The sequence below is a fragment of the Legionella bozemanae genome (assembly GCF_900450575.1).
Lineage (GTDB): Bacteria > Pseudomonadota > Gammaproteobacteria > Legionellales > Legionellaceae > Legionella > Legionella bozemanae.
Genome location: NZ_UGGY01000001.1, coordinates 1093926 through 1117344, shown reverse-complemented (window position 1 = coordinate 1117344; position 23419 = coordinate 1093926). Strand labels below are relative to the sequence as shown.

Here is a 23419-nt window from a genome sequence, read left to right as displayed (position 1 = left end):
ATAACTTTGGCTTGGTAAAAGTTTCCGGGTTTCTGCTTCGCCTGCACTCAAACTGCATCTCATCATGTCAACTCATCTGTTTTTGCACGCAAACTCCTGTATAATGCTGGGCAATTAAGAACAATATTATTTCAGGAGTAGAAATGCGTGCGTCTCAATGGTTTTTAGCAACTCTAAAAGAAACGCCAAACGATGCGGAGATAGTCTCCCATCAATTGATGCTGAGAACAGGAATGATTCGTAAACTGGGCTCAGGCCTTTATACCTGGATGCCTCTAGGTTTAAAAGTATTACGAAAAGTAGAACAAATAGTTCGCGAAGAAATGAATCGCATTAATTCTATGGAATTGCTCATGCCTGCAGTACAACCTGCTGAACTATGGCAAGAAACTGGGCGTTGGGATACTTTTGGCGGCCTACTTCTCACCATGAAGGATGCTAATGGTAGAGACTATTGCTTTGGCCCTACCCATGAAGAAGTCATTACTGACATTATGCGTAATGAATTACAATCCTATAAGCAATTGCCAGCAAGTTTCTATCAAATCCAAACTAAATTCCGCGACGAAATCAGACCGCGTTTTGGTGTAATGCGTGCTCGTGAATTTATTATGAAAGATGCTTATTCGTTCCATTTAAATTTGGAAAGCCTACAAATGACCTACAAAGATATGTATCAGGCTTATTGCCGTATCTTTGATCGTCTAGGACTCAAATACCGTGCCGTTGAAGCAGATACAGGAGCTATTGGCGGTTCCGCATCGCATGAATTCCAGGTATTGGCTGATTCTGGAGAGGATTTGATTTTCTACAGCGACCAAGGGGATTATGCAGCAAATATCGAACAAGCTACGAGTTTAAAACCAGAGAAAGCAACCCCGACCAATCAAAAAATGATTTTGGTTGATACGCCAAACAAAAAAACCATAGCAGAAGTAGCAGAATTCCTGAATGTAGCAAGCAGTCAAACCATCAAGACTTTGATTGTAAAAGGAAGGGAGCATCCTATGGTCGCTTTGGTTTTAAGAGGTGATGATGAGCTGAATGAAGTTAAAGCAATAAAACATCCTGCAGTACATTCCCCGTTACAATTTGTAGATGAAGAAGTTGTTTTAAAAACTCTGAAAGCACCAATTGGCTCATTAGGACCAGTCAACTTATCTATTCCAGTAATTGTGGATCATCATGCGCTTGCTATGGATTCTTTTATTTGTGGCGCCAATCAGGCAGATAAACATTATCAATATGCTGCTTGGGATAAAGATGTCAGTGAATACCTTGCTGCTGATTTGCGTAATGTAAAAGAAGGCGATGTCAGTCCAGATGGCAAAGGAATACTTCGCTCTTGTCGAGGTATTGAAGTTGGGCATGTCTTTCAATTAGGAGATAAATACGCTAAATCCATGAATGCCACAGTGATTAATGAACAAGGTCAATTAGAAACCATGTTAATGGGATGCTATGGCTTAGGTATCACTCGTGTGGTTGCAGCAGCCATTGAACAACATCATGATCAACATGGAATTATCTGGCCTCAAAACATCGCTCCCTTCCAGGTAGTCATTATTCCTTTAAATGGGCATCGATCAGAAGTAGTGCAAAAGCAAGCTGATGCATTATATGAACGTCTAAAGGAGCTGGGAGTCGATGTATTAATTGATGATCGTAATGAGAGAGCTGGCGTATTGTTTGCAGATCACGACTTAATTGGTATTCCACATCGTATCATCATAAGCGAGCGGAATATGGAACAAAATTGTGTGGAATATAAAAGCCGAGCAAGCGGAGAAACACAGCAATTAAGCTTGGATAAAGCAATTGATGGAATCATGCAATTAGTCACAAATAAGTAAGTACAAATCTGTAGCCTGGGTGCAGCGAAGCGGAACCCGGGAAATAATGTACCTCAGTAAAACCCGGGTTCCGCTTCGCTGCACCCAGGCTACAGATTCTTAAAATATTATTTTCGATATGAATGTTTGTTCGAACGGTTGGATTTGAGGACAGGTTGTGAGAAAATTTTTCCAAGCAAGCGCTGCATACATCAGTATGCAAGCATTGATTAGGAGAGTTTTCTCGCAAGATGCGCCAAATACAGCTGTTCCCTGTATTTACTTTTCATCTCCAGGATTACCCTGCGTATTCAAATAAGTTAGTACCTCATTGTTTTTTAATGCTTTTACTCCAATTGCAGTGATTTGATTAAACCCTACATCTAAAGTATAAAGAGTTGTTGTTTCAGCTAAAGCCAAAGCACCCTCATCACCAATAGAGTTGTGACCTAAATCCAAATTTTGTAACTGTACCGCTTTTGCCAAGATTTTTGCCCCATAATCTCCAATAAGATTATTATTTGCATATAAGTTATTCAGAGAACTTATTTTTGCCAATTCAGCGATGCTCTCATCATCAATGAAATTATTGTCGATGTTCAGCAAGGTAAGATGATTTAACTCAGATAAAGCCTGAGCTCCTTCTCGACCCACATCACAATCAGCAATTGAAAGCCACTCAAGCATCCCGGCTTGGGCTAAAAAAATTGCTCCATCATTATGTAACGGATTGTGATCAATAATGAGATAAAGCAAATTCGGTTTTCTTGCTATAATTTTCGCCCCATCTTTATCAATATTATTGTCAACCAAATCAATAAATTTAAGCGATTGATTCCTATCAAGAAATTCTATACCTTCATTACCTAAATGATTACTACTTAAATATAAGCTTTTCAATGTCTTATTCGCAAACAGTGCTTTTGCCCCTGCTGTACCAATTTGAGCTTTTCTTAGAGAAAGATGAATCAGTGATTTATTTTTTGCTAAAAATTTAGCACCTGAAGGACCTATGGGGTTATCATCAAGAGAAAGAAAAAATAAGGTAGTATTATTTGCTAAAGCTTCAGCTCCATAGGGACCAATATGATTCTCCCCCAGCAGAAGATAAACCAATGAGGAGTTTTTTGCTAACGCCTCAGCCCCCAATGAGCCGATGCGATTTCCATTTAGAAACAAATAGCGAATATAAGTATTAGTGGAGAGTAATTCGGCACCTTGGAAGCCAATCTGATTATCGGAGAGGCTCAAGCGGGTAATTTCGGGATGCTCTTTGAGATAAGATAGAATTTGCGGAATATCCCGATCATGTATATTACATTGATCCATAAATATACCACCATCGCTGACATATGACTCTATATTTTCAACACATTCATTCCCTTGGTATACAGAATTTTTTATTTTATCCTTAGCAAATAGAGATGAACTCATTGCACTCAGTATAAGCAAAAGACATAAAGCAGCTTTTCTCATCATGAACCCAATCCTTTTGTTAAATCTGATGTCTATAAGCTAGGAAATAAAAACTATGAAGTTGTATCACGAAGATAAATAAAAACCAACACACCAACTGATAAGATTTCTGGAGAATAGGTACAAAAGTATATTCTTGCAGTTCAGGCAAGCTCAAGATTACACGCTTGCGATTCATCACGGGTAATTCGAAAATTAGCAAAATCCTGGATAAAATGGGTTATATAGTAAGCTAATGAAAAATGAGTATGCTCTCCAAAAATATTATGATAAATCTCTTCGGGAGATTCCTCTAAATCAGCACAAAAGGTTTTTAACAAAAAGTCCGCATATTTTTTATTGATTTCCCCCCATTTGTTTAAGATTGATTGAGCATGTGATAACTGAATCTCTTCTGTAAAGGCACTTAATTTATTGTAATGGTATAAATTCCCTACAAGATAAAGCATAAAAACACGTGTTTCCATATACTGCTCAGAGATAGCATTCAAGACCGACGGGACAAGGAGTTTAATTGGTAGAAATTTGGAATCTAGATTTTGCATGACAAAGAGTAAGTTCCAGCTCTGATACAAATACATCCACTCGGTACTTATAAAAAATTGACTCACTCGTTTGGGCAGCTGATTCACAATTAAATCAGGAAGAAGGCTGTATTTTTTATCCTCTATTAGTGAACTTCCAGCAGGTAAAACAAGCTTCATAAAGGAAAAACCATTAGGCGGTTGAGTATGTTCTAATACACGAATAAGCACAGAACCTGCAAAGGAATTATCATTAGGCTGTCCCTCTTCGTTAGGTTTCTCTTCCCAAATCGCCTCCAAGATATTTAAGCTCACATTTTTAACTGAATCACAGTGCTTTTCACCTATTGGTGTAGGACAGATTTTCGTATTCCAAAGGGCTAATCCATGTTTCTTAATAAACTCTTTTGACCTCTCCTGAATTGCTTCTTGGCCAAGCTCATCGTTTCCCAATAAACGCGTAAATGCACCTGAAGTCATTACTGGATCAACAGAAACTAACTTTAGGTTTTTAAAAAGCGAAAAATTGTATCTGTTTGAAGCAAAAAATAAATTAAAGAGTGGATTTCCTGGATATGAAGTGCTCCTTTGCTTTTTAGTAAAACAATATACATCTTCATTAAATGTAAAACTATTTACCATAGTCACAGAACATGCTTCAAATAAACATAATAAATTCAGCTGAATTTGCAGCTGTTTTGACATCATTTCCAATTCATGATCTGAAATTAACTGTTCATGCTCTATAAAAGCAAGTAACTCGCAAAGAGGAGTATTGTTTAGTAAACCAATTTCTACAGACTCAATAAGCCTGCTCAAATCAATTGATTCCTCTGTAAGTTTGATCAAAAAGTTCTTAAGCCCTTCATCACGAATTGTAAACGAATCAAACTTTAAGTCTTCCATGATTTTTTTGATAATTGATGGATCAGTTTGTTTCTTAAGATAGCTAAGCACACGGCTTAAAAAATGTTTTGTTAAAAGTTGTCCCATAAAAAAATCGTTACAAAAGAAAGGGATATTCATTCATTTTATTGAAATATACTTTAAGAGTATAGGGTAAGCGTGTCTCGTAACATGATATAAAGCAAAATACTATCACTTCGAAAATCCCAGAGTCTCTATTCGGCGTTTTATGCGTAGATCCAGCTCTAATCTTTATACTCAAAGAAAAAGCCCCTATACGTCTCACTTTAGTTTCTATTTAAAATAGCATTTTTCGTTGCTCTAATTTCTTTACCTTTATTTATAGAAAAGATTTTTGTAATCTCCACACCAATAAAGAAAATTTGCGCTGAATAATACACCCAAATTAAAATAATAATTAAAGAGCTTGCAGCGCCAAATATAGAATATCTAGAAAATTGTATAAGATAAAATTCAATGAGAATTTTTCCGAAGTTAAACAATAAAGAAGTGATCAATGCCCCCAACCACACATCGCGCCATTTTAATACCACATCCGGGAGAAACTTAAATATCATTGCAAATAACACTGTGAGAACACAAAAAGAGATGAAATGATTTATTATTAAATCCATTAAAATATTTGTATTCATCATATAATTTAAATAATTACTTAAAAGAGTGAAACCGGTACTTAAAATTAATGATACTAAGAATAAAAACGCAATTCCTAAAACAATTACAAAAGAAAAAAAACGACTTTTTAATTTTGCAAACCATCCTGCATCAGGATTTGTTTTGACACCCCATATCTCATTTAATCCTACTTGAATCTCAGTAAAAACTCCTGAGGCGGTAAATAAAATAACTAGAAAGCTGATTACTCTTGTTAAAAAAGAAGGGGTTGGATGCGCTCTATTTTGAATTATTTCTTGAAGTTGTAACGTGGGTTCTTTTCCTATTAAACTGCTTGCTTGGGCTAAAATTTGATTACGAGAAGCTTCTTCACCAAATATTGTTCCTACGATGAAAATACAAATTAATAAAATTGGAGCAAGGGAAAATAAAGTATAATAAGCAAGTGCTGCAGCTTTGCTTGAAACTCTATCATGGCTCCAATTATTAAATAGTTCTTTTAGGAAATTCCAAGAGTTCATTAAAATCATTTTTTGTCCTTATAATAGGAACTCTTTTATAGGAAGGTGCGAAATGTCTGAGTGCTTCTAGCCTATTTTTTTCAAAAAGCCAAATATTCAGTCAATAGCATCAACTTTATTTTAATACTACATATAGCGCAGGAAAGCCAAACATTTTTTATTCTATTTTAAAGCACTTCCTTACGCTGTAATAATTAAGCACACTTCAAAGAAAATATTTAAAATTTATTCATATTGCGAGAGGTACTGATTTCACCAAGTTCTATTCCAGCGAGGATTTCTGAAAATATATCGAAATTTTGGGAATGCGAATTCGTATTAATTATGGGAAACATGATATGTTGAAAAAAATGAGCTCTTTTTTTAATTTCTTCAGCATAGATTCTTGCTACTAATTCAGGATCATTTTTAAATGCGCCACAACCCCACGCACCGAGGGTCGCATAAGGCTTTCCCTCAAGAATTAATGTGTCCAGTTGTGCTGCAATTCGTCGGCGCAAATTACTTTCATATGCGTGAAGCTCTTGGGATTGTGATTCAGAAAAGTGCTCAGGAGCAGCTGATCTTAATTCATAAAAAGGAAAAATACTTGATGGAGGAAGAAACAAGTAGCTTATATCAGGATTAGGCTCATACCCACTTGAGCTAAATTCATCTGTTGATGATGGGAGAAAATATAGTTCCTCTCCTCTGAAACAGACTCTAGGTTCTTTACTAAAGAAGGTCTTATAGAGTTCATCAGAAGAAAAAGCTCCGGGACAACGTTCTTTTAAGATATCGATTTCCATATCCGTCATTTTCTTTCTTGCCTCAAGCAGCTGTCTTCCTGCCTCCGTATATAAAAATAAGTTGGTATTTTTATCAAACTCAACCCATTTATCCATCAACGAAAGTGCACATGTGGTTCGATGCCACATATTTTCTTCTTGAGCATTTCCTCCTTCTAATACGGCCCCGCCGGGGTAGAGCGAGCTCGCCATATTTAATACCGCATAAGCTTCACCATGCTCTTCCGTTGCCTCACGAGTTGCAGTTCCCCAATCTTGAGGTACAACGTCAACTCTCTTAGGAGCTTTAGATTTTTTTTTTGCCCAACGATTTAAATTATCTATTGCCTGTTGCTGTAATCTTTTTTGTTCTTCAGGAATTGTTATCAGCTGTATGGTTTTTTCCATACTTTTATAACGCCAACTCTTACCTGATAAGGCACCACTTATTAAACCTGGTTTTTGTGCTCTAATGGCTTCTTTTATGAGGGAATAATGTTCATGATTTGAGGAAACTCGCCTGAAAAATCTAGCTCTCATAATTTAAATCCTAAATATACTACACCGCGTCATTCCCTGCTTCACCTTATACTCCTTGCTTTCTCTGAGATATCAAATGAGTGTGTTTTTCAATTTTGTCTTGTGTAAAAAAATTTCCTCTTCATAGAGAATGCTTAAAGCAGACAAAGATTGATTCGAAAATGAATTCGATTCATATATTTATCATAGTGTATATAAATTTGAATTCAAGAAGATGCTTAAATACCGTTTTTATCTGTTGGAAAGATAAGAATACTTTGACTTTTTAGTACAACCAATTTTTTTAGAAAAAGTTTTTATTATCAACTCTGTATTTTTCCTCGAAGTAGTTATGGATAAGTTTTTTTTATTAAGAACCGTTTGTTTCATAAAAATAACTTATTAGGAATTGCATCGCTTATTTCAGCGTTCTTTTTCCTGTGGAGGAACTACAATTGCGAAAGGTTCGCTGGAACTACCATCTATGATTTTATTCAATAATTTAACCCTTATTAAAACCCTCATCGTTTTGCTCTCCTCAGAGCATTTTATTTCCTGGGGCTCACGCTTACAATTTGCAACTTGGTGCACTGTGTCTATAGGACTGGTATCGCTATCAATTACTTTTTGATGTTCCAAGTCGATAAGAGTTAACTCCAGGTGACTGAGCGCCCATTCGTTTCCTTCAGAAGTATATCCCACACGTCGTTCGTGCACCAAAGTAACCTTTTCCCCTCTTTTAAGCATGGTTTGATATTCCCATATTGGGTTTTCTACAGTCAACTCACTTTCAATAATATTGTTTCTTTGTTGAAACGCTTTTTCCATGTTGATATAACCCCAGCCATAAGTTCTATTCCAGGCTGAACCCATAATTTTAGAATGGCCAGAATCTGCTGTACCTGCATCAGTCCAGGTATCCGCGCTATTAATGAGTAACGCTTTGATGGCCATAGGATTCTGAATCCCTGCATCTTGTAATAGCAAGGCAGAAGCTCCTACATGCGGGGCAGCAGAACTAGTCCCCCCCATAAGGCGATAACCATCTTTGTAGTTCATTGCATTGGAATAGATAAAGCCATACACTTTGGGATCGGGAGCACAAGTCATAGTATCATGGCCAGGTGCAGTTAAATCCGGCTTACGTCTACCAAAAGGTGTAGGGCCGCGGCTGCTGGTGTTCTTAATATGATGTTTACTTCTATCTGCAGTTTTTACCACGGTTTCATTTTCAGAAACAAGCGTATTCATGTTGGCAACTGTAATCCCATTATAATTATCGCCAGGAACAGTCAGGGTAGAGGCAAAGGTGAATTGATGTGTGGGCTCTATATATCCTGCATTCCCAGCTGATTTTACCCAGAGAATTTTTTGAGTATTCACCACATAGTCTATAACTTTTGCAAGCCCGCTCCATTCAGGACAAGCAGGACAATTTAAATCCAGCCTACCATTTCCCATGCTGTAATTAATAAGCGTAGGTTTAAGTTCAGAACGATGCAACATCCAATCCAGAGTTTCCATAGTACGCATGATACTTGAAGGATCGGCGGTTTCCTCTCCTGCTAATCCAGAAATAATTGTAGAAGCACCATAAGCCATACCTTTGTATTTTTCATGATTGCTGGCATAAATACAGGCTACACCGGTTGCATGGGGCTCTTTTACGCCATTAATGAGATTAGAATAGCCAGAACCTGGCTCTTGATGAACTATTAATCGTTTATTGGATAAAGAAGGATGCAAAGGATCTACACCGGTATCAATTATGCCGATAATTCCTTTTTGGCCGGTATAACCATGGTTCCACCAATTACTTACATTAGGATAAAAAGATGAAGGCGCAAGTTTTAAAACTTGCGCAGTCACATCCAGCTCCGATTGAGCAGCAAAATGAGAAGAAATTTGTGCAGCAGCATCAAAATCTGCAATTTGATAAAGTAAATTACGACTCCTGGGAACTTGGATTGCTACTGCGGGCATGAAGCCTAAATCTTGAACGTTCACATTCTGAATTTTTTTTATTTCTTCAATAAATGATTCTTTTTCTGAAATATTATGCAAAAAGACCAGAATCGATAAAGGAGTATTATCAGAAGCTCTGGAATGTCTTAAAGTATGGAGAACATCAGCATCAATAATAGCCCTAGCAGAAAGAATAGGACTTACTGTGAGTAAAATTATCGCAAGATAAAATCTTTTGAGCTTACGCCACATAGAATGCCTCACTTATGGAGTCAATATCAATGAACAATATTCATTTACCTAATGGCAAAATATTGTGTTTCAGGGTAATTTTAAAGCAAGGAATCAAAAGAAGAAAGCTGTTCGTATAAAAAAATTGCTGTTAATACAATGAGGTAGATCCATCTTTCCTTTGAGCAGTATCTTTGAAGAATCCCTCAAATGAGACTTCAGCTTCCTAAAAAAAGATGAGATGATTTATAATCTTCTATTTGTCTAGTCGTTTTTCGAATAAGCAGTTTGTTTTAAAATTAAAAAACGTGTGAGTAAGAAGCCAATAATAATTCCTGCAAAATTTATCCAATAAAGCGGCCAGGAAAAAATTCCAAGCCCCACAACATTCGGACCGGGACAAATCCCAGTAATTCCCCAACCTACACCAAAAGCTGCTGCACCAAGAATAAGCTGCCAATCAATTTTTTCTTTGGTAGGTAACTCATAACAGCTGTTTAGTAAAGGCTTAGTCAACCATTTACGCAATTGGAACAAAAGAAAAGTAACTAATAAAGCCATAAAAAAAGTAACATATAAATTAATCTTAAATGTATCAGCTCCAATTTTTAGACCTGCAATAATAATATCTGGACTATACATACCCGTTAAAATTAAACCTAAACCAAATATTAACCCAGCGATTAATGCGATCAGAGAGTTCATATTTTATATCCTTAGTGTGTTAGCCAGGAAGTAATTATTGCAATAGGGAAAAAGATACTCACAGCAATTATTGAGCGTTTGCGTAAGAGTGATATTCCACATAATCCATGTCCACTGGTACACCCATTACCAAGATAGGTGCCGCCACCAACCAATATTCCGCCAAGAATCAATAGCTCATAATTCGTTTTAAAAACAGCAGCAGGATTGGGGACTGTCTGCAGAAAATTAAAGAGAACCCCGCTTAAAAACAATCCCACAATAAATGAAATATTGTCAATATTTGGACGATAAGTTGTAAAATCCCATGACCGAAAAAGGATACCACTACAACCAAGAATTCTCCCTCGAACCAACAGCATTATTCCGGCAGCAACTCCAAGAAGGATCCCTCCTAGAACAACGTGTATTTCAATTATCATTATGACGGTCTCCTGTATAGATAAGATAATTTTTTGATAATACACATAAAATATTTTATCCACTTTAATATAACTATTATTGTGGCTGGAAATAAATGGAATACAATAAAGTTTGTGTGCAACAAAAAACAGCAAAAGCATCCTATTTAACTCAAAAATGTTATGCTTTCTGCTGTTCTTCGTAATTGCCGCTATAAATTAAAGGAATCACTTTACCATTCGAATCGAATACCGCGATTACCAGGCATTATTCAATGAAATCACCAGAAAGGAGAATAAAAACCGTATGATTCGTTTCATAAATATTTTCCCCTGTAATTTTCAAGTACCTCTTCATCGAAAATTCTAAAATAAATCAAACCAAAATTTGCACACAAAAAGAATTAAATTGACACAATGGCGTTTAATTTGATATGTTATTCTGCGTAGATAAAATTTTAATCAAATATATCACCATGAATCATCGCAATACGAACAAAAGCACTAACTTTCCTGCAGTGTTCACTGCAAAGTTATCGCTGTGCCATGATTTTTTACCTACCGCAATCGCTTCAGTAGATATTATTATTATTTTGCCCTCTTTACCCTAGAGCGGTCAGTTATTTTTTATTCCCGAACCTCTCTAGGGGGAACATCGGGTGTTTGGAATAACTGAATATTAAAGCTGGAGGGTATCATGACTCAAACTAACTCTTTTAACCTAAAAAACAATTGCTTGCCCTTTGTTATGTGGTTTTTTCCACTATCGTTTTTTGCACTTCAATTTATATTGCGTCTATGGCCGGGATTGATGATGCAAGAAATAATGACTCGGTTTTCAATCGATGCAGCCAATTTTGGCCTCTTAGCTGCATTTTATTATTATGGATATGCTGGAATGCAAATTCCTATGGCATTATTGCTCGAAAAATTTGGCGCCAAAAAAGTAGTTTTTATCTTTGCACTACTTTGTGGTTTAAGCGCCCTGCTCTTTACCTCGACTCATAATTTTTACCTGGCCTTATTAAGCAGATTTTTAATCGGGGCCAGCTCAGCCGTTGGTTTTTTGGGAGTATCCAAAGTTATTTCTGAATGGTTTAGTAGCACTCGATATTCTCAAATGGTTGGATTTTCTTTTAGTGTTGGGCTTTTAGGAGCTGTCTATGGTGGCAAACCATTAACTCAGTTGCTTTCGACCTACAGCAGTCAACGGGTAGGATTAGTGCTTGCATTATGCTCCATAAGTGTAGGTGTATTCGCTTATTTGGTATTGCGTACTCCCAAGAATTTTAAAGTAAAAGCGAATGAGTTTAACCTATCTCATTTATCTGTGTTGTTCACTTCAAGAATATTATGGGTTCTTGCCCTAGCTAATTTGTTAATGGTCGGTGCACTCGAAGGGTTTGCTGATGTGTGGGGAGTATCTTTTTTAACTGCTGCCTATGGTTTTGCTAAATCTGATGCAGCCCTACTCGTCTCATTGATTTTTGTAGGTATGCTATTTGGAGGACCATTACTTGCGTTTCTTAGTAAAAAAATAGGAAATTATACTGTTATAGGGATTTGTGGAATCGGATTAACCTTAGCGTTTCTAATGATTCTCTCAGGAAATGTGAGCAATTGGTGGCTCCTTAGTACTTTATTCTTCACTATTGGGCTTATGTGTTGCTATCAAGTAATTGTATTTGCGGCAGGTTCCACTCTTGTTTCCAACAAACAGTTAGGAATAACCATAGCCTTTTTAAATTGTATCAATATGCTTGGCGGGTCATTTTTTCATACTGTAATAGGTAAAATAATGGATTATTACTGGGAGGGGAACCTCACCGAAAATGGGCTAAAGCAATACAGCCTGTCCTCCTACCACCACGCTTTGATGGTGATACCAGCCTGCGCCCTTTTGGGAACGGTACTCATTTATCTGCTTCACAGACACATCAAGAGTCAGGTGAATCTAAAGTCGGCTAAACCTATTGTGGTTTCTGAAACTTCATTTTGAAATATTGTGAACGGCGAAATGGGGCTTGTTTACATTTCGCTGGATTGAGCCAAAATAGTAGCATGATCAGCAGCCCTTATTGATTTGAGTTGTATTATAAAATCCTCTTCAATTTTATAATGCAGGCAATTGTTTTTTATTTTTTCAATATAACCCAATTCTTCCAATCTATTTAGAGCCGGGAGAATCTCTGTAGATAATTCATAGCGAAACCGAGGTACAAATGAATTCAATATTGCCTCTTTTTCAACGACAAGAAACTCTCTTATGTTCTTATTATTAGGGTTAGTCACATCATTTTTAATGATATTCATAAAATGAGAATAATCATTAAAAAGCTTATCCAAATCCAATATTTTTTTATTCTTTATCTTTTTAGTATTTTTTTTATTATTCATGAATTTTTGTATGTGCCATCCACCTAAAGCAGTAATAAGACAACCCGTTAAAAAGCCGACTAAAAATGAGGTATCCATAGACATTGTTTCAATTAAAATTTTGATGGTACAAAAACATGATCATCGATGTAATCATAAGTTGGTTAATTATATATCAAAAAATGATTAAAAGTAACAACACTTTTTTAAGATTGCAAACCATGTCCACATGTTTACGAATGGGAGCCCAGCTTGATTTTTCAATTGGGCATGAATAAAATACATCTAATTTGTTCTGTTTGACACTCGTCTGCGTGCATCGTGACCACCATGCCAGAACTATTGCTTCACATAACTCATCAAAAGAGGATAATATGCTAAAAAAGTTCTTCATTTTTTCCATTATGGTTCTAGTTGGCATGTTGACTGCCTGTGGTCCTATTTATAATACAGAATACAGTTTTGTTCCGCCAAAATCAGATATCGCAAAAATGTGCACAGCTCAGTGTATTCAAGGTAAAAATGATTGCGAACAAAGTTGTCGTGTGGACAATGACAATTGCCGTATGAGAGCACAACAAAACGCCATGTTTGAATACAAGCAGTATAAAGAGGACCGCAAAAGAATGGGTTTACCAATTAACAAATCAATGAATGATTTTGATCGAAGCAGTAGCTGTAGTAACTCATGCCGATGCGAATCCACCTATAGAGCATGTTATTCAGCTTGTGGTGGTGAAGTATTAGAACATAAAGTATGTGTTGCTTTCTGTGACAAACAGCAATAAAAATAACCCTCAAGCTTTAGGCTAAAACCAGTAAAAAACCAGCAATTTTTAATTCAATAAATTGCTGGTTTTTTACTGGCTCTTCGCGATTAATACGCATAGTATTAAATGATTCCTTGCTTGGTAGCCAAAAATGTTTGAAAAACCATCCCTCACGCATCAAAAAATTATTGAACACCTAAAAATTGATTATCACATCGATACACTTACCCTGACCCATCTCTCAATCGGTGCAGATATAAACGCTTCACTATACAAAGCAGACACAAAAAATCAGTCTTATTTCGTCAAGCTAAAAAAAGGTTCTCATCATGAGGTAGCGATTGATGTTTTGGATCTTTTGCGCAAGAAGGGAATTCAGCAAATTATTAAACCCATTAACACCACTGCAAATCAACCCATTTTGTATGCTGATGAATTTAGCCTCATTGTTTACCCCTTTATTCACGGACAAAATGGTTTTAATCAAACCTTAACAAAAGAGCAATGGATCACACTTGGGAAAACTTTAAAGCAAATTCATGAAATCGATGTACCACAACTCATTCAACACCAACTTCGACATGAATTATATACATCGAAATGGAGAGAGTATGTAGGAACACTTTGGGAGCACATTGAAAAATCATCTGCTTTAGATGAGTACGCGCTCAAGCTGATCACCTTTGTGAAAAAAAACCATGCGGTGATTGTTCACTTAGTAGAGCGCGCGGAACATCTCGTCCAAAAGATACAAAACACTTCGCATCAATTGGTCTTATGCCATTCTGATATCCACGCTGGAAATATATTAATAAGTCCTCATCATTCTATCTACATTGTAGATTGGGATGAACCGATAATGGCACCAAAAGAGCGCGATCTGATGTTTATAGGCGGCGGAATTGCCAATGTTTGGAATGAACCTTATCAAGAAACTCTTTTCTATAAAGGCTATGGCAAAACCGAGATCAATAAAGCACTTTTAGCCTATTACCGATGTGAGCGAATCGTAGAGGATATCGCTGTTTATACTCAAGAAATTCTTTCTGTCTCCTCAGAGTATGGAAATAAAGCTCAATCTTACGAACATTTCATCAGTATGTTTGCAACAAATGGAGTAGTAGATATTGCCTTAAACACCGCAGAAATATGACCTCAACAGACAACACATTTATTTTACAATTTAAACAACCTTTGCCACACTTTATATAGCGTCGTCCCCTTAAATTCTAGACAAGACGCTAGTAAAGGGAGGTGAAGGAGTGTACTCAAGTACATAACCTGAGCCGAACGAGCTTGCAACGATGTATAGAACTTAGGGGGGGCTATGTGACCTATTCTTGTGAGAGCAGAATAATAATGAAGAAAATTATCCTTTATTTTTTAGCGTTCATTGGCACAATCGCTCTATTATTTCTTGTCTCCGAATGGTTTGGCAGAAGTAGCAGAACAATGTATGCGGGAAGTCCCATGCCAATGCAAGCAGCAGTCGGAAAGCCTGATTACGCTGTTGGCTCGATGGCAATGCAAGTAAACAATCAGTCTAATGCAAGCCAACCTTCACAAAATGTAATGCGCGGTATGATTATTCGTAATGCAAATATTTCATTGCAAGTTGATAACATTAATTCAGCAATGGAAAAAATCTCTCAATTAGCGGAAAACTCAGGAGGCTACGTCGTCAGCTCCAATTTAATGCAAGATAATAACGATGCGAATAATACCACTGCAAATATTAGCATAAGAGTACCCGCCCAAGGTTTAAATAATGCATTAACTGCATTGAAATCATTAGCAACACAAGTCACCCAAGAATCAGTAACGGTCGAAGACATTACGCAACAATTTGTCGATTTACAAAGCCAGCTTAACAACTTACAAACTGCTAAAGAGCAGCTGTCCAAGATTATGGCCAAAGCAAAAGAAACAGCAGATGTTCTTAGTGTGTTCAGACAATTAAGTGATGTACAGGGACAAATTGACGTAATCCAGGGGCAAATTAAATATTACAAAGAATCAGTAGCTTATTCATTGATCAATATTAACTTGAATATGAATCCAATAATTCAAACAGAGCAACAAAAACAATGGAAAATAACAGAAGCATTTATTGACTCCTACCATGCCTTAGTGGATCAATTACGTAGCGTTACTTACGGTTTAATTGAATTTTTTGTGTATTTCTTACCGTTAATTTTGTTATGGATTTGTATCAGCCTGATTGTTTTTTGGATAGGAAAAAAAGTTTGGAATAATTTAAACAAAAAGTAAGAATTTCCATATAACATATTGTTTTATATAAGAAAAATAAGAACATCCTCATTAGCTTCCATACGTTAATAGACAAATTGGCCTAGAAAAAAACCAAGAGAACAAAATACAGACTATTATTTTTTAATACAGCAGATAAAACTAAAAGAGAGATTGTTCTGTGTTCTATTATTTTAAATCAAAACAATTTATTGCTTTTTTAATGGCAGGAGTAATAGCAGTTATCGTAAACTTTTGTAGCAGAATCCTCTATAGCTATTCATTCAGTTTTTCCACATCCATTATTTTAGCCTATGTTACTGGAATGGTTGTATCGTTTATTCTTACCAAATTCTTTGTATTTAAGGCAAGCCAGCAGACATTTACCCGGTCCATTATTTTTTTTATTCTGATTAATTTAATTGGCATGTCACAAACGTTACTTGTTAGTTTATTGTTTGCCCATTATTTTCTGCCCGCTATGGATATTAAATCTTTAGAAATTGCACACGCAATTGGGCTCGCCTCACCTACGTTTACCACTTATTTGGGACATAAATTTCTAACTTTTCGAGAAAAAATTTAGGCCTTTCGGACTGGAGGCGTCAACTTTTTGATTAGGAGCCCTTAATGTATTGAACCATTATTCAAAAAATACTTTACTTACTATGTCCCGCGGCTTGTCCGTGAGATCCAGCACTAGTGCAAATTTCAGGATTCCGCAGGCAAGCCACGGGATGTAGAAATGATGTAGAAATAAAGGTAATGATAAATAACAATCCTCCAGGCTCAAGTAAGATGGACCTTAATTTGTTTTAATCGTTTGGATAATAAACCCAGAGATTGGGTTCAACATAAGTTCCTATGTCATTAACAAATTTTACTGGGGCTAAAGCGTCTTTTACTACATAATCGCCGTCGCCAGGAAAATGCATTCCTGCCCACTCTTCCCATTGCGAACTTGAAGCAGTGACACAGGCGGAGCGATGGCAAATCTTCACAATTCGCGCCCCTAGATTAAGGTGAGTTTTTATCCAGGGATCAAAAATTAATCCATCCTTATTTTGCCACATAACATACTCATCTATGGGGATTAAGGGATATATGCTTTTTAGGCTGGGTCTTACAGGTATAACTAAAGAAATAAAATTTCTCTTCCATGCACTATTTTTTAAATACTGGAGCAGCATTTTGCTCAGCCCCTTATTACGATGTGTATCAGATACGGTGATCGATATGGCACATAATAGATTAGTTGATTCAATGGGATACTTCTCATAAAGACCTGTATTAACTACCCAACTCACACCTTCATCAGAAAGCGCAAAAAGTGGTTTTTTCCAAATCAAGGGAATAGAATTAGCTATTCCAATTAGCTCATTATTACCATCAAGTAAACTGATCTGAAAATCAGGATATAACTCATACATCTTAAAAACAATTTCATCAGCTAAACGCAAAAAATCCGGCCAAACACGTTTCCGCAAAGCACTTACTTTATCAAGCAAGTTCAATTGCTCTTTACCACAAATAATCTGAACTTTTCCGCTGGCTGGTATTTTAGTGGTCATATACGTTCTGCTTGCTTAAGTAATGCATTCCACCAAACAACCATCGCATCGATCGCTTGTTTTGCTCCTGATAGTACATTATTTTTTCGAATGAATTGTTCGCAGTTCATGTCTTCTGATGAAGAATAATTATCTTCTTGCGCGCGATCGACAAACATTCCAAGCCCATCTTTATGTCCTTGCTCGACACCATTCAAATGCATATCGTGGAACGCTTTCAATCTTGATTTTTCCCATTGCATCGCTCTGCGTTGAACTACTTCATGAGAAATATCAAGGAATACTTCATGCTCAAATATTGCCGCGGTTTCTGTTGCATACACAGCGCCTAAGGTACTTGATGGGCATGTAGCAATGAGATTTGAAATGGCATCAAAAAATTCAGTTGTGGGACGAAACTCAAGACGTTTATCCACATCAGTTCCTATTTCTGACAATGATTTTTTATAGATGGCTGCATGATTTTTTTCTTCATCAAAATTACGTTGTAACTCTTGGAAAACACCTTGTTCTTTAAAAAGCCTTGTGGTGTTTGCCGCCGTCGACAGGAATCGAGTATTCTTTAAAGAAAACTGATAATGCTCTATCATCAACCATTCTAAAGCAGGCTCAGAAAATCGCTTTAAATGATGCAAGTGATTTTTTACAGCAGATATGAATTGATTGTTTAAGTTATCAATTGAACTCGTTAATTTTAATGTCATAACAATGCATCCTTACTCGTTAAAAACATGTTGAATTTAATTTTTAAATGTATCAAATAACTAACAGAGCTAGAGCAATAAGAGTAAGAGCGATATAATCTCCCCTAATTTTGCTCCCGCGATTCGGCTGAGTTTAAAATTCGATACTTTATAAAAAAATAATACATAGCCAGCTATTTAATAGTCAAGCATTATTTTGAGGTGCACTTTATATGCCATTTAAAATTGATGAACATACAGGGATTTTGATCAAAAAAGCCGCTCGACTTTTTGAGCAAGTTGCGAATAAAAATCTTGATGAACTCGGTGTAACTTACGCACAAACTGTTTTTCTTGTTCGGCTTTGGGACCAAGATGGACAAAATCAAATTGAACTTGCAAGAAGTGCAGGCTTAAAACAACCCAGTGTAGTTCGTATTTTAGATAGGATGGAACGAGATGATTTGATTACTCGTGTACGGAATAAAGAAGATAGGCGAGTGTTCAATTTTTACCTTACTGAAAAAGCGAAAGAAGCATGTCGAAAGCTGGAGGAACGTGCAAACACCATGGATGATATTGCTACTGTCAATATTGCTCCCAACAAAGTCGAGCAATTCAATCAAATACTTATGAACATCATAGGTAATTTACAAAATTTTCTGGAGAATGAGTGAATTATTTTCTTCAGTATCAGTATTGGAGCATTTTGTCATTTATTTTGTAAATTATAAAAAACAAAAAAATCAACATATCAAACAACGATCTGACTTGGGCTCGGACCTGATTTAACAGCAATATCTTTAAAAAAACTCATACGCTTATGCAACAAACTTTTAGCTCTGTACACTAAATAAAGTGTATATCGAGGAGCTGTTTGTGGATGATGCAGTTGAACGACTGAGTTATCTTCTAAATAAGGTAATAAATAAGATTTTGGCAAACATGCTACTCCATAACCATTTCTTACCGACCGAATCAATCCCATTACATCAACAAATGTAAGAGCGGGTTCGATGGAATTAGGAGATATATCCAATGCAAGTTCAGCATACCTTTTAAGAAAAGGCATGGTATCCTCATAAGCAAGCCATCGCATGGATTTAAGGCTTTTGTTAAAAGCAGATTCACTCGTTTTATCTAAGTACTTCTCCCAACGCTCGGTTCCTATAAACACAAGCTCATCATCAAATAATTTAATAAACTCAAGATTAGGATTGTCATATTTGACCGAGGTAATACCAAAATCAATGGTATTATTTTGTAAATCATCAATAATCGTTGAATCTTTAGGAATGTAATTAACTTTTAATTTAATTCCATGCTCAAGGCATACGCCAATTGAGTTTATTAATAGATTTTCAGCGAATTCGTTAATACAGCTTATATGTATCTCCCCACTCATTGAATTGGTATATTTCGAGAAATTATCTATTACCCCTCTGATTTTATCGAAAGGTTCTGAAACTAAAGTAAAAAGCTTTTTAGCAGCCTGAGTGGGTAAAATACATTTGGCATTTCGCTCGAAGAGCGTTTCCCCCAGATAAATTTCTAAGTTCTTAATGTGAAGTGAGACTGCAGCTTGTGTTATATTTAGCCTTTTAGCCGCTTTAGAAAAGGAACCTAACTCATAGGCAAAAATAAAAGATTCCAGATTGTTATAAAAATTCATTTTCTTTGCTGCCTTCCCAAATTCACTTTTAAAATAGATCTTAAAATAAAACATCCATGCATGAATTATAACAATTCAAAATTAACATATTATTAACAAATTAAACATAATTTATACATATATTAATTGGATATCTTCTATTCCATGCAATTCATTTCATGACCTATACTTATTGAATAGTAACACTGAACCTTTGTGAGACTGAAAAATGGAAAACTCATGGAAAGATCAGTTGGATCAAGAATTAATAAAACAATTAGGTCGTAAAAAAGGAAAAAAATTTGCCGAAAAATACCTCCCGTCATTATCAATGAGTTATTGTGAACAACATACTGTTGAGGAAGCAATAGCGGATCTCTTGCAAATTGATAAACTATCCCTACAAGACCCATTAACGATTGTTTTTTTTGAATCACCACGGGGTGAATATCCATTACATATTAAATTGTATCGATATGGCAGACCGATTCCTCTCTCCGATATCCTACCTATGATTGAAAATATGGGTTTAAGGACTTATACGGAAAGACCATATAAAATTGCTATTGCACCCAATCAATTTGTTTGGATCAGTGATTTTAATGTTACCTATGCCCATTCCAACCTACTGACCCTCGAGCAGGTAAAAAATATCTTTAATGAGGCCCTGATAAAAATAAGTGTTGGAATTTGTGAAAATGATGGCTTTAATAAACTGGTTTTAGGAGCAGGATTGTCATGGCGAGAGATTGTTATTATTCGCGCTTACGCCAAATACATGCAACAAATTGGATTTCGCTTTAGTCAACAATACATTGAAAAAACCATTGCCACATATGCTGCAATTACCAAAAAATTAATTCAACTTTTTTATTTAAAATTTGGTCTGAAACAAAACACCGCAAATAAAAATAAAAAGGCCGAACTGGAAAAAGAAATTCGCAGCGATATTGATGCCATTACCAGTCTAGATGAAGACTACATCATCCGTTTTTTCTGGTCTTTAATCAAAGCGACACTTCGTACCAACTATTTTCAGGTAGGTTCCGATGGCCAGCCTAAAGACTATTTGTCATTTAAACTCAACTCGGCCAAAGTGCCCGATTTACCTCCCGGACAACCTATGTACGAAATTTTTGTTTATTCAACACGATTTGAAGGAATACATTTACGCAGTGCTAAAGTAGCGCGTGGGGGTCTTCGCTGGTCTGATCGTCCAGAGGATTTTCGTACTGAAGTTCTCGGTTTGATGAAAGCCCAAAAAGTAAAAAACTCTGTGATCGTACCTTCTGGAGCTAAAGGAGGGTTTATTTTAAAAAAAGCAATCCATATGCTCGATCGCGAACAGATAAAACAAGAAGTCATTTACTGTTATCAATCATTTATACGAGGATTACTTGATTTAACCGATAATCTTATAGATGATCGGGTTATTTCACCCAAAAATACCGTATGTTATGACGAGGCAGATCCTTATCTTGTTGTCGCAGCAGACAAAGGAACAGCAACTTTTTCTGATATTGCAAATGGTATTGCTAAAGAATACAACTTCTGGCTTGGGGACGCTTTTGCTTCTGGGGGCTCTGCAGGTTATGATCATAAAAAAATGGGAATTACTGCTCGCGGCGCATGGGAATCAGTGAAACGACATTTCCGCGAATTGGATATTAATATCGAAGAGCAGGATTTTACGGTTGTAGGTATTGGCGACATGAGTGGGGATGTATTCGGCAATGGGCTGATCTATACCAGTCATTCTCTTTTGCTTGCAGCATTTGATCATCGCCATATATTTCTTGATCCTAATCCTAATGGCCCCAAAACCTTTGCAGAACGTCAGCGCTTATTTAATTTACCTACCTCATCGTGGGAAGACTTCAATCCTCGCTTAATTTCCAAAGGTGGAGGAGTTTACTCACGTTCAAGCAAATCCATTACTATCACCCCTGAAGTGAAAAAAGCACTTTCGATTACAGCCGATTCATTAACACCTAATGAACTGATCCGGGAAATTTTAAAAGCACCAGTTGATTTGTTATTTAATGGCGGTATTGGTACCTATGTGAAAGCATCAACTCAATCACATGCTGATGTTGGCGACAAAACCAATGAGTTTTGTCGTGTGAATGGTAATGAATTACGTTGCAAAATTGTGGGTGAAGGAGGTAATCTCGGTTTTACTCAACTTGGAAGAGTGGAGTTTGCACTGCAAGGTGGTTTGATTAATACTGATTCAATTGATAACTCAGCAGGGGTAAATTGTTCTGACCATGAAGTGAACATCAAAATTCTGCTGAATAAGGAAATGCTCCAAGGAAAGCTTACGGAGAAAAAGCGCAATCAGTTGCTCACGAAAATGACTGAAGAGGTGGCTCAGCTCGTTTTAAACGATAACTACAATCAAGCATTGGTTTTGAGTTTTTCAGCTACAAACGCCTTGGCTTATAGCGGTCTATATCAGGCATATATTAAAGAGCTGGAAGGATTAGTGCATTTAGATAGAGGCGTTGAATACCTTCCTGATGAGAAACATCTTCTGGAACGTAAAGCCGCAGGCCAAGCACTAACACGTCCAGAATTGTCCATTATTATGGCCTATACAAAAATTTATATTACGGGTGAATTATTAAAATCTGACTTACCTGATGATCCCTATTTTGCAACCATACTTGAGACAGGATTTCCTGCAACGTTAATCAAGTTGTATGCCAAATCCATGCAAACACATCGTTTGCGACGTGAGATTATCGCAACGCAACTCAGTAATCAGATTGTTAATAGTATGGGTATTACCTTCATGTACCGTCTGCAAATGGAAACTGGACAAACGATAGCAGATATTGCTCGTGCTTATATTATTGCAGCGAAAGCCTATCGCGTAGACGATTTACATCGATTGATTGATTCGCTTAATTACAAAGTGACCGTACACACTCAATATGAGTTACTTCACCACGTCAGACAATTAATGAATTTAGCAACCCGATGGTTTTTACACCATAAACGTCTTGCTGGAGAAATTACGAATAATATTGCCCATTACAGTCAATCTATAGCGAAACTTGAAAAATCAATTCCTGATTTAATGGCAGGTGTCACTAAAGAATATCTTGATAAAATTGTTATTCAATTTGTAGATATTGGTTTACCCGAAGAAGCTGCGAGAAAAATCGCCGCTACTCGTGCTATGTATACTGTATTAAATGTAGTAGAGGTTGCAACACAAAATAAATTTGACTTAGGGAAGACCGCTGAAGTTTATTTTAAAGTAGGCAGCAAATTTAGTCTGGTCTGGTTCCGCGATCAAATTGGTAATGATTCTCGTGAAGGCCATTGGAATAGTCTGGCACGCTTATCTTTACGTGATGAACTCGATAACTTACAACGCCGTCTGACTATTGTCATTTTAATGAATAATCAAAAAGCGCTTAACTCGGATGAGCTCATTGCCTATTGGTTCGCAAAAAACCCTTTTATCCACCAACGATGGGAAAAATTGCTGGAAATGCTGCTTGGTAGTTCAAGTATTGATTATACAATTTTCTTTATTGCTCTGCGCGAATTATCAACCTTAATCACTGTAGAGTAATAGAAAATCTCCTACAAAATCATAAACCCGAGCCCGCACAGGAGCT

At 36.4% G+C, this 23419-nt stretch carries 19 protein-coding genes; 8 read left to right on the top strand and 11 right to left on the bottom strand.

The window, feature by feature from the left end; translation table 11 throughout:
- The first annotated feature begins 143 nt into the window (after window positions 1-143).
- On the top strand, window positions 144-1853 hold the full coding sequence (locus DY223_RS04740; protein ID WP_058460329.1) for a proline--tRNA ligase: 1710 nt from the start codon (window positions 144-146) through the stop codon (window positions 1851-1853).
- Between the two features lie 258 nt (window positions 1854-2111).
- On the opposite strand, the gene DY223_RS04735 is transcribed toward DY223_RS04740, so the two are convergent.
- From DY223_RS04735 to DY223_RS04705, 7 genes are all read right to left on the bottom strand, one after another.
- Window positions 2112-3311 (bottom strand): leucine-rich repeat domain-containing protein, encoded by a 1200-nt coding sequence (locus tag DY223_RS04735; protein ID WP_058460328.1) that lies wholly within the window; start codon window positions 3309-3311, stop codon window positions 2112-2114.
- A 140-nt stretch (window positions 3312-3451) separates the two neighbouring features.
- Window positions 3452-4825, bottom strand: coding sequence for a hypothetical protein (locus DY223_RS04730; protein WP_058460327.1), 1374 nt, complete (start codon window positions 4823-4825; stop codon window positions 3452-3454).
- Window positions 4826-5025: 200 nt separating this feature from the next.
- Window positions 5026-5904 (bottom strand): YihY/virulence factor BrkB family protein, encoded by an 879-nt coding sequence (locus DY223_RS04725; protein ID WP_064115051.1) that lies wholly within the window; start codon window positions 5902-5904, stop codon window positions 5026-5028.
- A 209-nt stretch (window positions 5905-6113) separates the two neighbouring features.
- Window positions 6114-7202 carry a poly(ADP-ribose) glycohydrolase domain-containing protein gene (locus tag DY223_RS04720; protein ID WP_058460326.1) on the bottom strand — a complete coding sequence of 363 codons (1089 nt, stop codon included), beginning with the start codon at window positions 7200-7202 and terminating at the stop codon, window positions 6114-6116.
- A 402-nt stretch (window positions 7203-7604) separates the two neighbouring features.
- A complete protein-coding gene (locus tag DY223_RS04715; RefSeq protein WP_058460325.1) occupies window positions 7605-9398 on the bottom strand; it encodes a S8 family serine peptidase in 1794 nt (597 codons plus the stop codon).
- A 243-nt stretch (window positions 9399-9641) separates the two neighbouring features.
- On the bottom strand, window positions 9642-10082 hold the full coding sequence (locus DY223_RS04710; RefSeq protein WP_058460324.1) for a DUF6691 family protein: 441 nt from the start codon (window positions 10080-10082) through the stop codon (window positions 9642-9644).
- Between the two features lie 11 nt (window positions 10083-10093).
- Window positions 10094-10504: a YeeE/YedE family protein gene (locus DY223_RS04705; protein WP_058460564.1), complete on the bottom strand. Its 411-nt coding sequence runs from the start codon at window positions 10502-10504 to the stop codon at window positions 10094-10096.
- A 676-nt stretch (window positions 10505-11180) separates the two neighbouring features.
- On the opposite strand from DY223_RS04705, the gene DY223_RS04700 reads away from it, so the two are divergent.
- A complete protein-coding gene (locus DY223_RS04700; protein ID WP_058460323.1) occupies window positions 11181-12482 on the top strand; it encodes an MFS transporter in 1302 nt (433 codons plus the stop codon).
- Between the two features lie 29 nt (window positions 12483-12511).
- Here the strand turns inward: DY223_RS04700 and DY223_RS04695 are convergent, their stop codons facing one another.
- Entirely contained in the window at window positions 12512-12958 is a 447-nt protein-coding gene (locus tag DY223_RS04695) for a hypothetical protein (RefSeq protein WP_058460322.1), read from the bottom strand.
- Window positions 12959-13233: 275 nt separating this feature from the next.
- Between DY223_RS04695 and DY223_RS04685 the strand changes: the two genes are divergently transcribed.
- The 4 genes from DY223_RS04685 (at window position 13234) to DY223_RS04670 (ending at window position 16465) form a co-directional block, all read left to right on the top strand.
- Window positions 13234-13647: a hypothetical protein gene (locus tag DY223_RS04685; protein ID WP_058460320.1), complete on the top strand. Its 414-nt coding sequence runs from the start codon at window positions 13234-13236 to the stop codon at window positions 13645-13647.
- Window positions 13648-13780: 133 nt separating this feature from the next.
- Window positions 13781-14782, top strand: coding sequence for a phosphotransferase (locus DY223_RS04680; protein ID WP_058460319.1), 1002 nt, complete (start codon window positions 13781-13783; stop codon window positions 14780-14782).
- A gap of 206 nt (window positions 14783-14988) precedes the next feature.
- Window positions 14989-15900 carry a DUF4349 domain-containing protein gene (locus DY223_RS04675; RefSeq protein ID WP_058460318.1) on the top strand — a complete coding sequence of 304 codons (912 nt, stop codon included), beginning with the start codon at window positions 14989-14991 and terminating at the stop codon, window positions 15898-15900.
- A 160-nt stretch (window positions 15901-16060) separates the two neighbouring features.
- A complete protein-coding gene (locus DY223_RS04670) occupies window positions 16061-16465 on the top strand; it encodes a GtrA family protein (protein ID WP_115684280.1) in 405 nt (134 codons plus the stop codon).
- A gap of 229 nt (window positions 16466-16694) precedes the next feature.
- On the opposite strand, the gene DY223_RS04665 is transcribed toward DY223_RS04670, so the two are convergent.
- Entirely contained in the window at window positions 16695-17450 is a 756-nt protein-coding gene (locus tag DY223_RS04665) for a hypothetical protein (protein WP_058460317.1), read from the bottom strand.
- A complete protein-coding gene (locus DY223_RS04660; RefSeq protein WP_058460316.1) occupies window positions 17447-18154 on the bottom strand; it encodes a DUF3865 domain-containing protein in 708 nt (235 codons plus the stop codon). Before DY223_RS04660 ends, DY223_RS04665 begins: the two co-directional genes overlap by 4 nt.
- A gap of 212 nt (window positions 18155-18366) precedes the next feature.
- On the opposite strand from DY223_RS04660, the gene DY223_RS04655 reads away from it, so the two are divergent.
- A complete protein-coding gene (locus DY223_RS04655) occupies window positions 18367-18810 on the top strand; it encodes a MarR family winged helix-turn-helix transcriptional regulator (RefSeq protein WP_058460315.1) in 444 nt (147 codons plus the stop codon).
- 77 nt (window positions 18811-18887) lie between these two features.
- Here the strand turns inward: DY223_RS04655 and DY223_RS04650 are convergent, their stop codons facing one another.
- A complete protein-coding gene (locus tag DY223_RS04650; RefSeq protein ID WP_160116274.1) occupies window positions 18888-19805 on the bottom strand; it encodes a LysR family transcriptional regulator in 918 nt (305 codons plus the stop codon).
- Window positions 19806-20013: 208 nt separating this feature from the next.
- Here DY223_RS04650 and DY223_RS04645 point away from each other — a divergent pair, with 208 nt between their 5' ends.
- Window positions 20014-23373: an NAD-glutamate dehydrogenase gene (locus DY223_RS04645; protein ID WP_058460313.1), complete on the top strand. Its 3360-nt coding sequence runs from the start codon at window positions 20014-20016 to the stop codon at window positions 23371-23373.
- Window positions 23374-23419: the final 46 nt, after the last annotated feature.

Excerpts from the sequence above, each read along its gene's own strand:
- DY223_RS04740 (WP_058460329.1), top strand. The coding sequence starts at position 144 with ATGCGTGCGTCTCAATGGTTTTTAGCAACTCTAAAAGAAACGCCAAAC.
- DY223_RS04735 (WP_058460328.1), bottom strand. The coding sequence starts at position 3,311 with ATGATGAGAAAAGCTGCTTTATGTCTTTTGCTTATACTGAGTGCAATG.
- DY223_RS04730 (WP_058460327.1), bottom strand. The coding sequence starts at position 4,825 with ATGGGACAACTTTTAACAAAACATTTTTTAAGCCGTGTGCTTAGCTAT.
- DY223_RS04725 (WP_064115051.1), bottom strand. The coding sequence starts at position 5,904 with ATGATTTTAATGAACTCTTGGAATTTCCTAAAAGAACTATTTAATAAT.
- DY223_RS04720 (WP_058460326.1), bottom strand. The coding sequence starts at position 7,202 with ATGAGAGCTAGATTTTTCAGGCGAGTTTCCTCAAATCATGAACATTAT.
- DY223_RS04715 (WP_058460325.1), bottom strand. The coding sequence starts at position 9,398 with ATGTGGCGTAAGCTCAAAAGATTTTATCTTGCGATAATTTTACTCACA.
- DY223_RS04710 (WP_058460324.1), bottom strand. The coding sequence starts at position 10,082 with ATGAACTCTCTGATCGCATTAATCGCTGGGTTAATATTTGGTTTAGGT.
- DY223_RS04705 (WP_058460564.1), bottom strand. The coding sequence starts at position 10,504 with ATGATAATTGAAATACACGTTGTTCTAGGAGGGATCCTTCTTGGAGTT.
- DY223_RS04700 (WP_058460323.1), top strand. The coding sequence starts at position 11,181 with ATGACTCAAACTAACTCTTTTAACCTAAAAAACAATTGCTTGCCCTTT.
- DY223_RS04695 (WP_058460322.1), bottom strand. The coding sequence starts at position 12,958 with ATGGATACCTCATTTTTAGTCGGCTTTTTAACGGGTTGTCTTATTACT.
- DY223_RS04685 (WP_058460320.1), top strand. The coding sequence starts at position 13,234 with ATGCTAAAAAAGTTCTTCATTTTTTCCATTATGGTTCTAGTTGGCATG.
- DY223_RS04680 (WP_058460319.1), top strand. The coding sequence starts at position 13,781 with ATGTTTGAAAAACCATCCCTCACGCATCAAAAAATTATTGAACACCTA.
- DY223_RS04675 (WP_058460318.1), top strand. The coding sequence starts at position 14,989 with ATGAAGAAAATTATCCTTTATTTTTTAGCGTTCATTGGCACAATCGCT.
- DY223_RS04665 (WP_058460317.1), bottom strand. The coding sequence starts at position 17,450 with ATGACCACTAAAATACCAGCCAGCGGAAAAGTTCAGATTATTTGTGGT.
- DY223_RS04660 (WP_058460316.1), bottom strand. The coding sequence starts at position 18,154 with ATGACATTAAAATTAACGAGTTCAATTGATAACTTAAACAATCAATTC.
- DY223_RS04655 (WP_058460315.1), top strand. The coding sequence starts at position 18,367 with ATGCCATTTAAAATTGATGAACATACAGGGATTTTGATCAAAAAAGCC.
- DY223_RS04650 (WP_160116274.1), bottom strand. The coding sequence starts at position 19,805 with ATGAATTTTTATAACAATCTGGAATCTTTTATTTTTGCCTATGAGTTA.
- DY223_RS04645 (WP_058460313.1), top strand. The coding sequence starts at position 20,014 with ATGGAAAACTCATGGAAAGATCAGTTGGATCAAGAATTAATAAAACAA.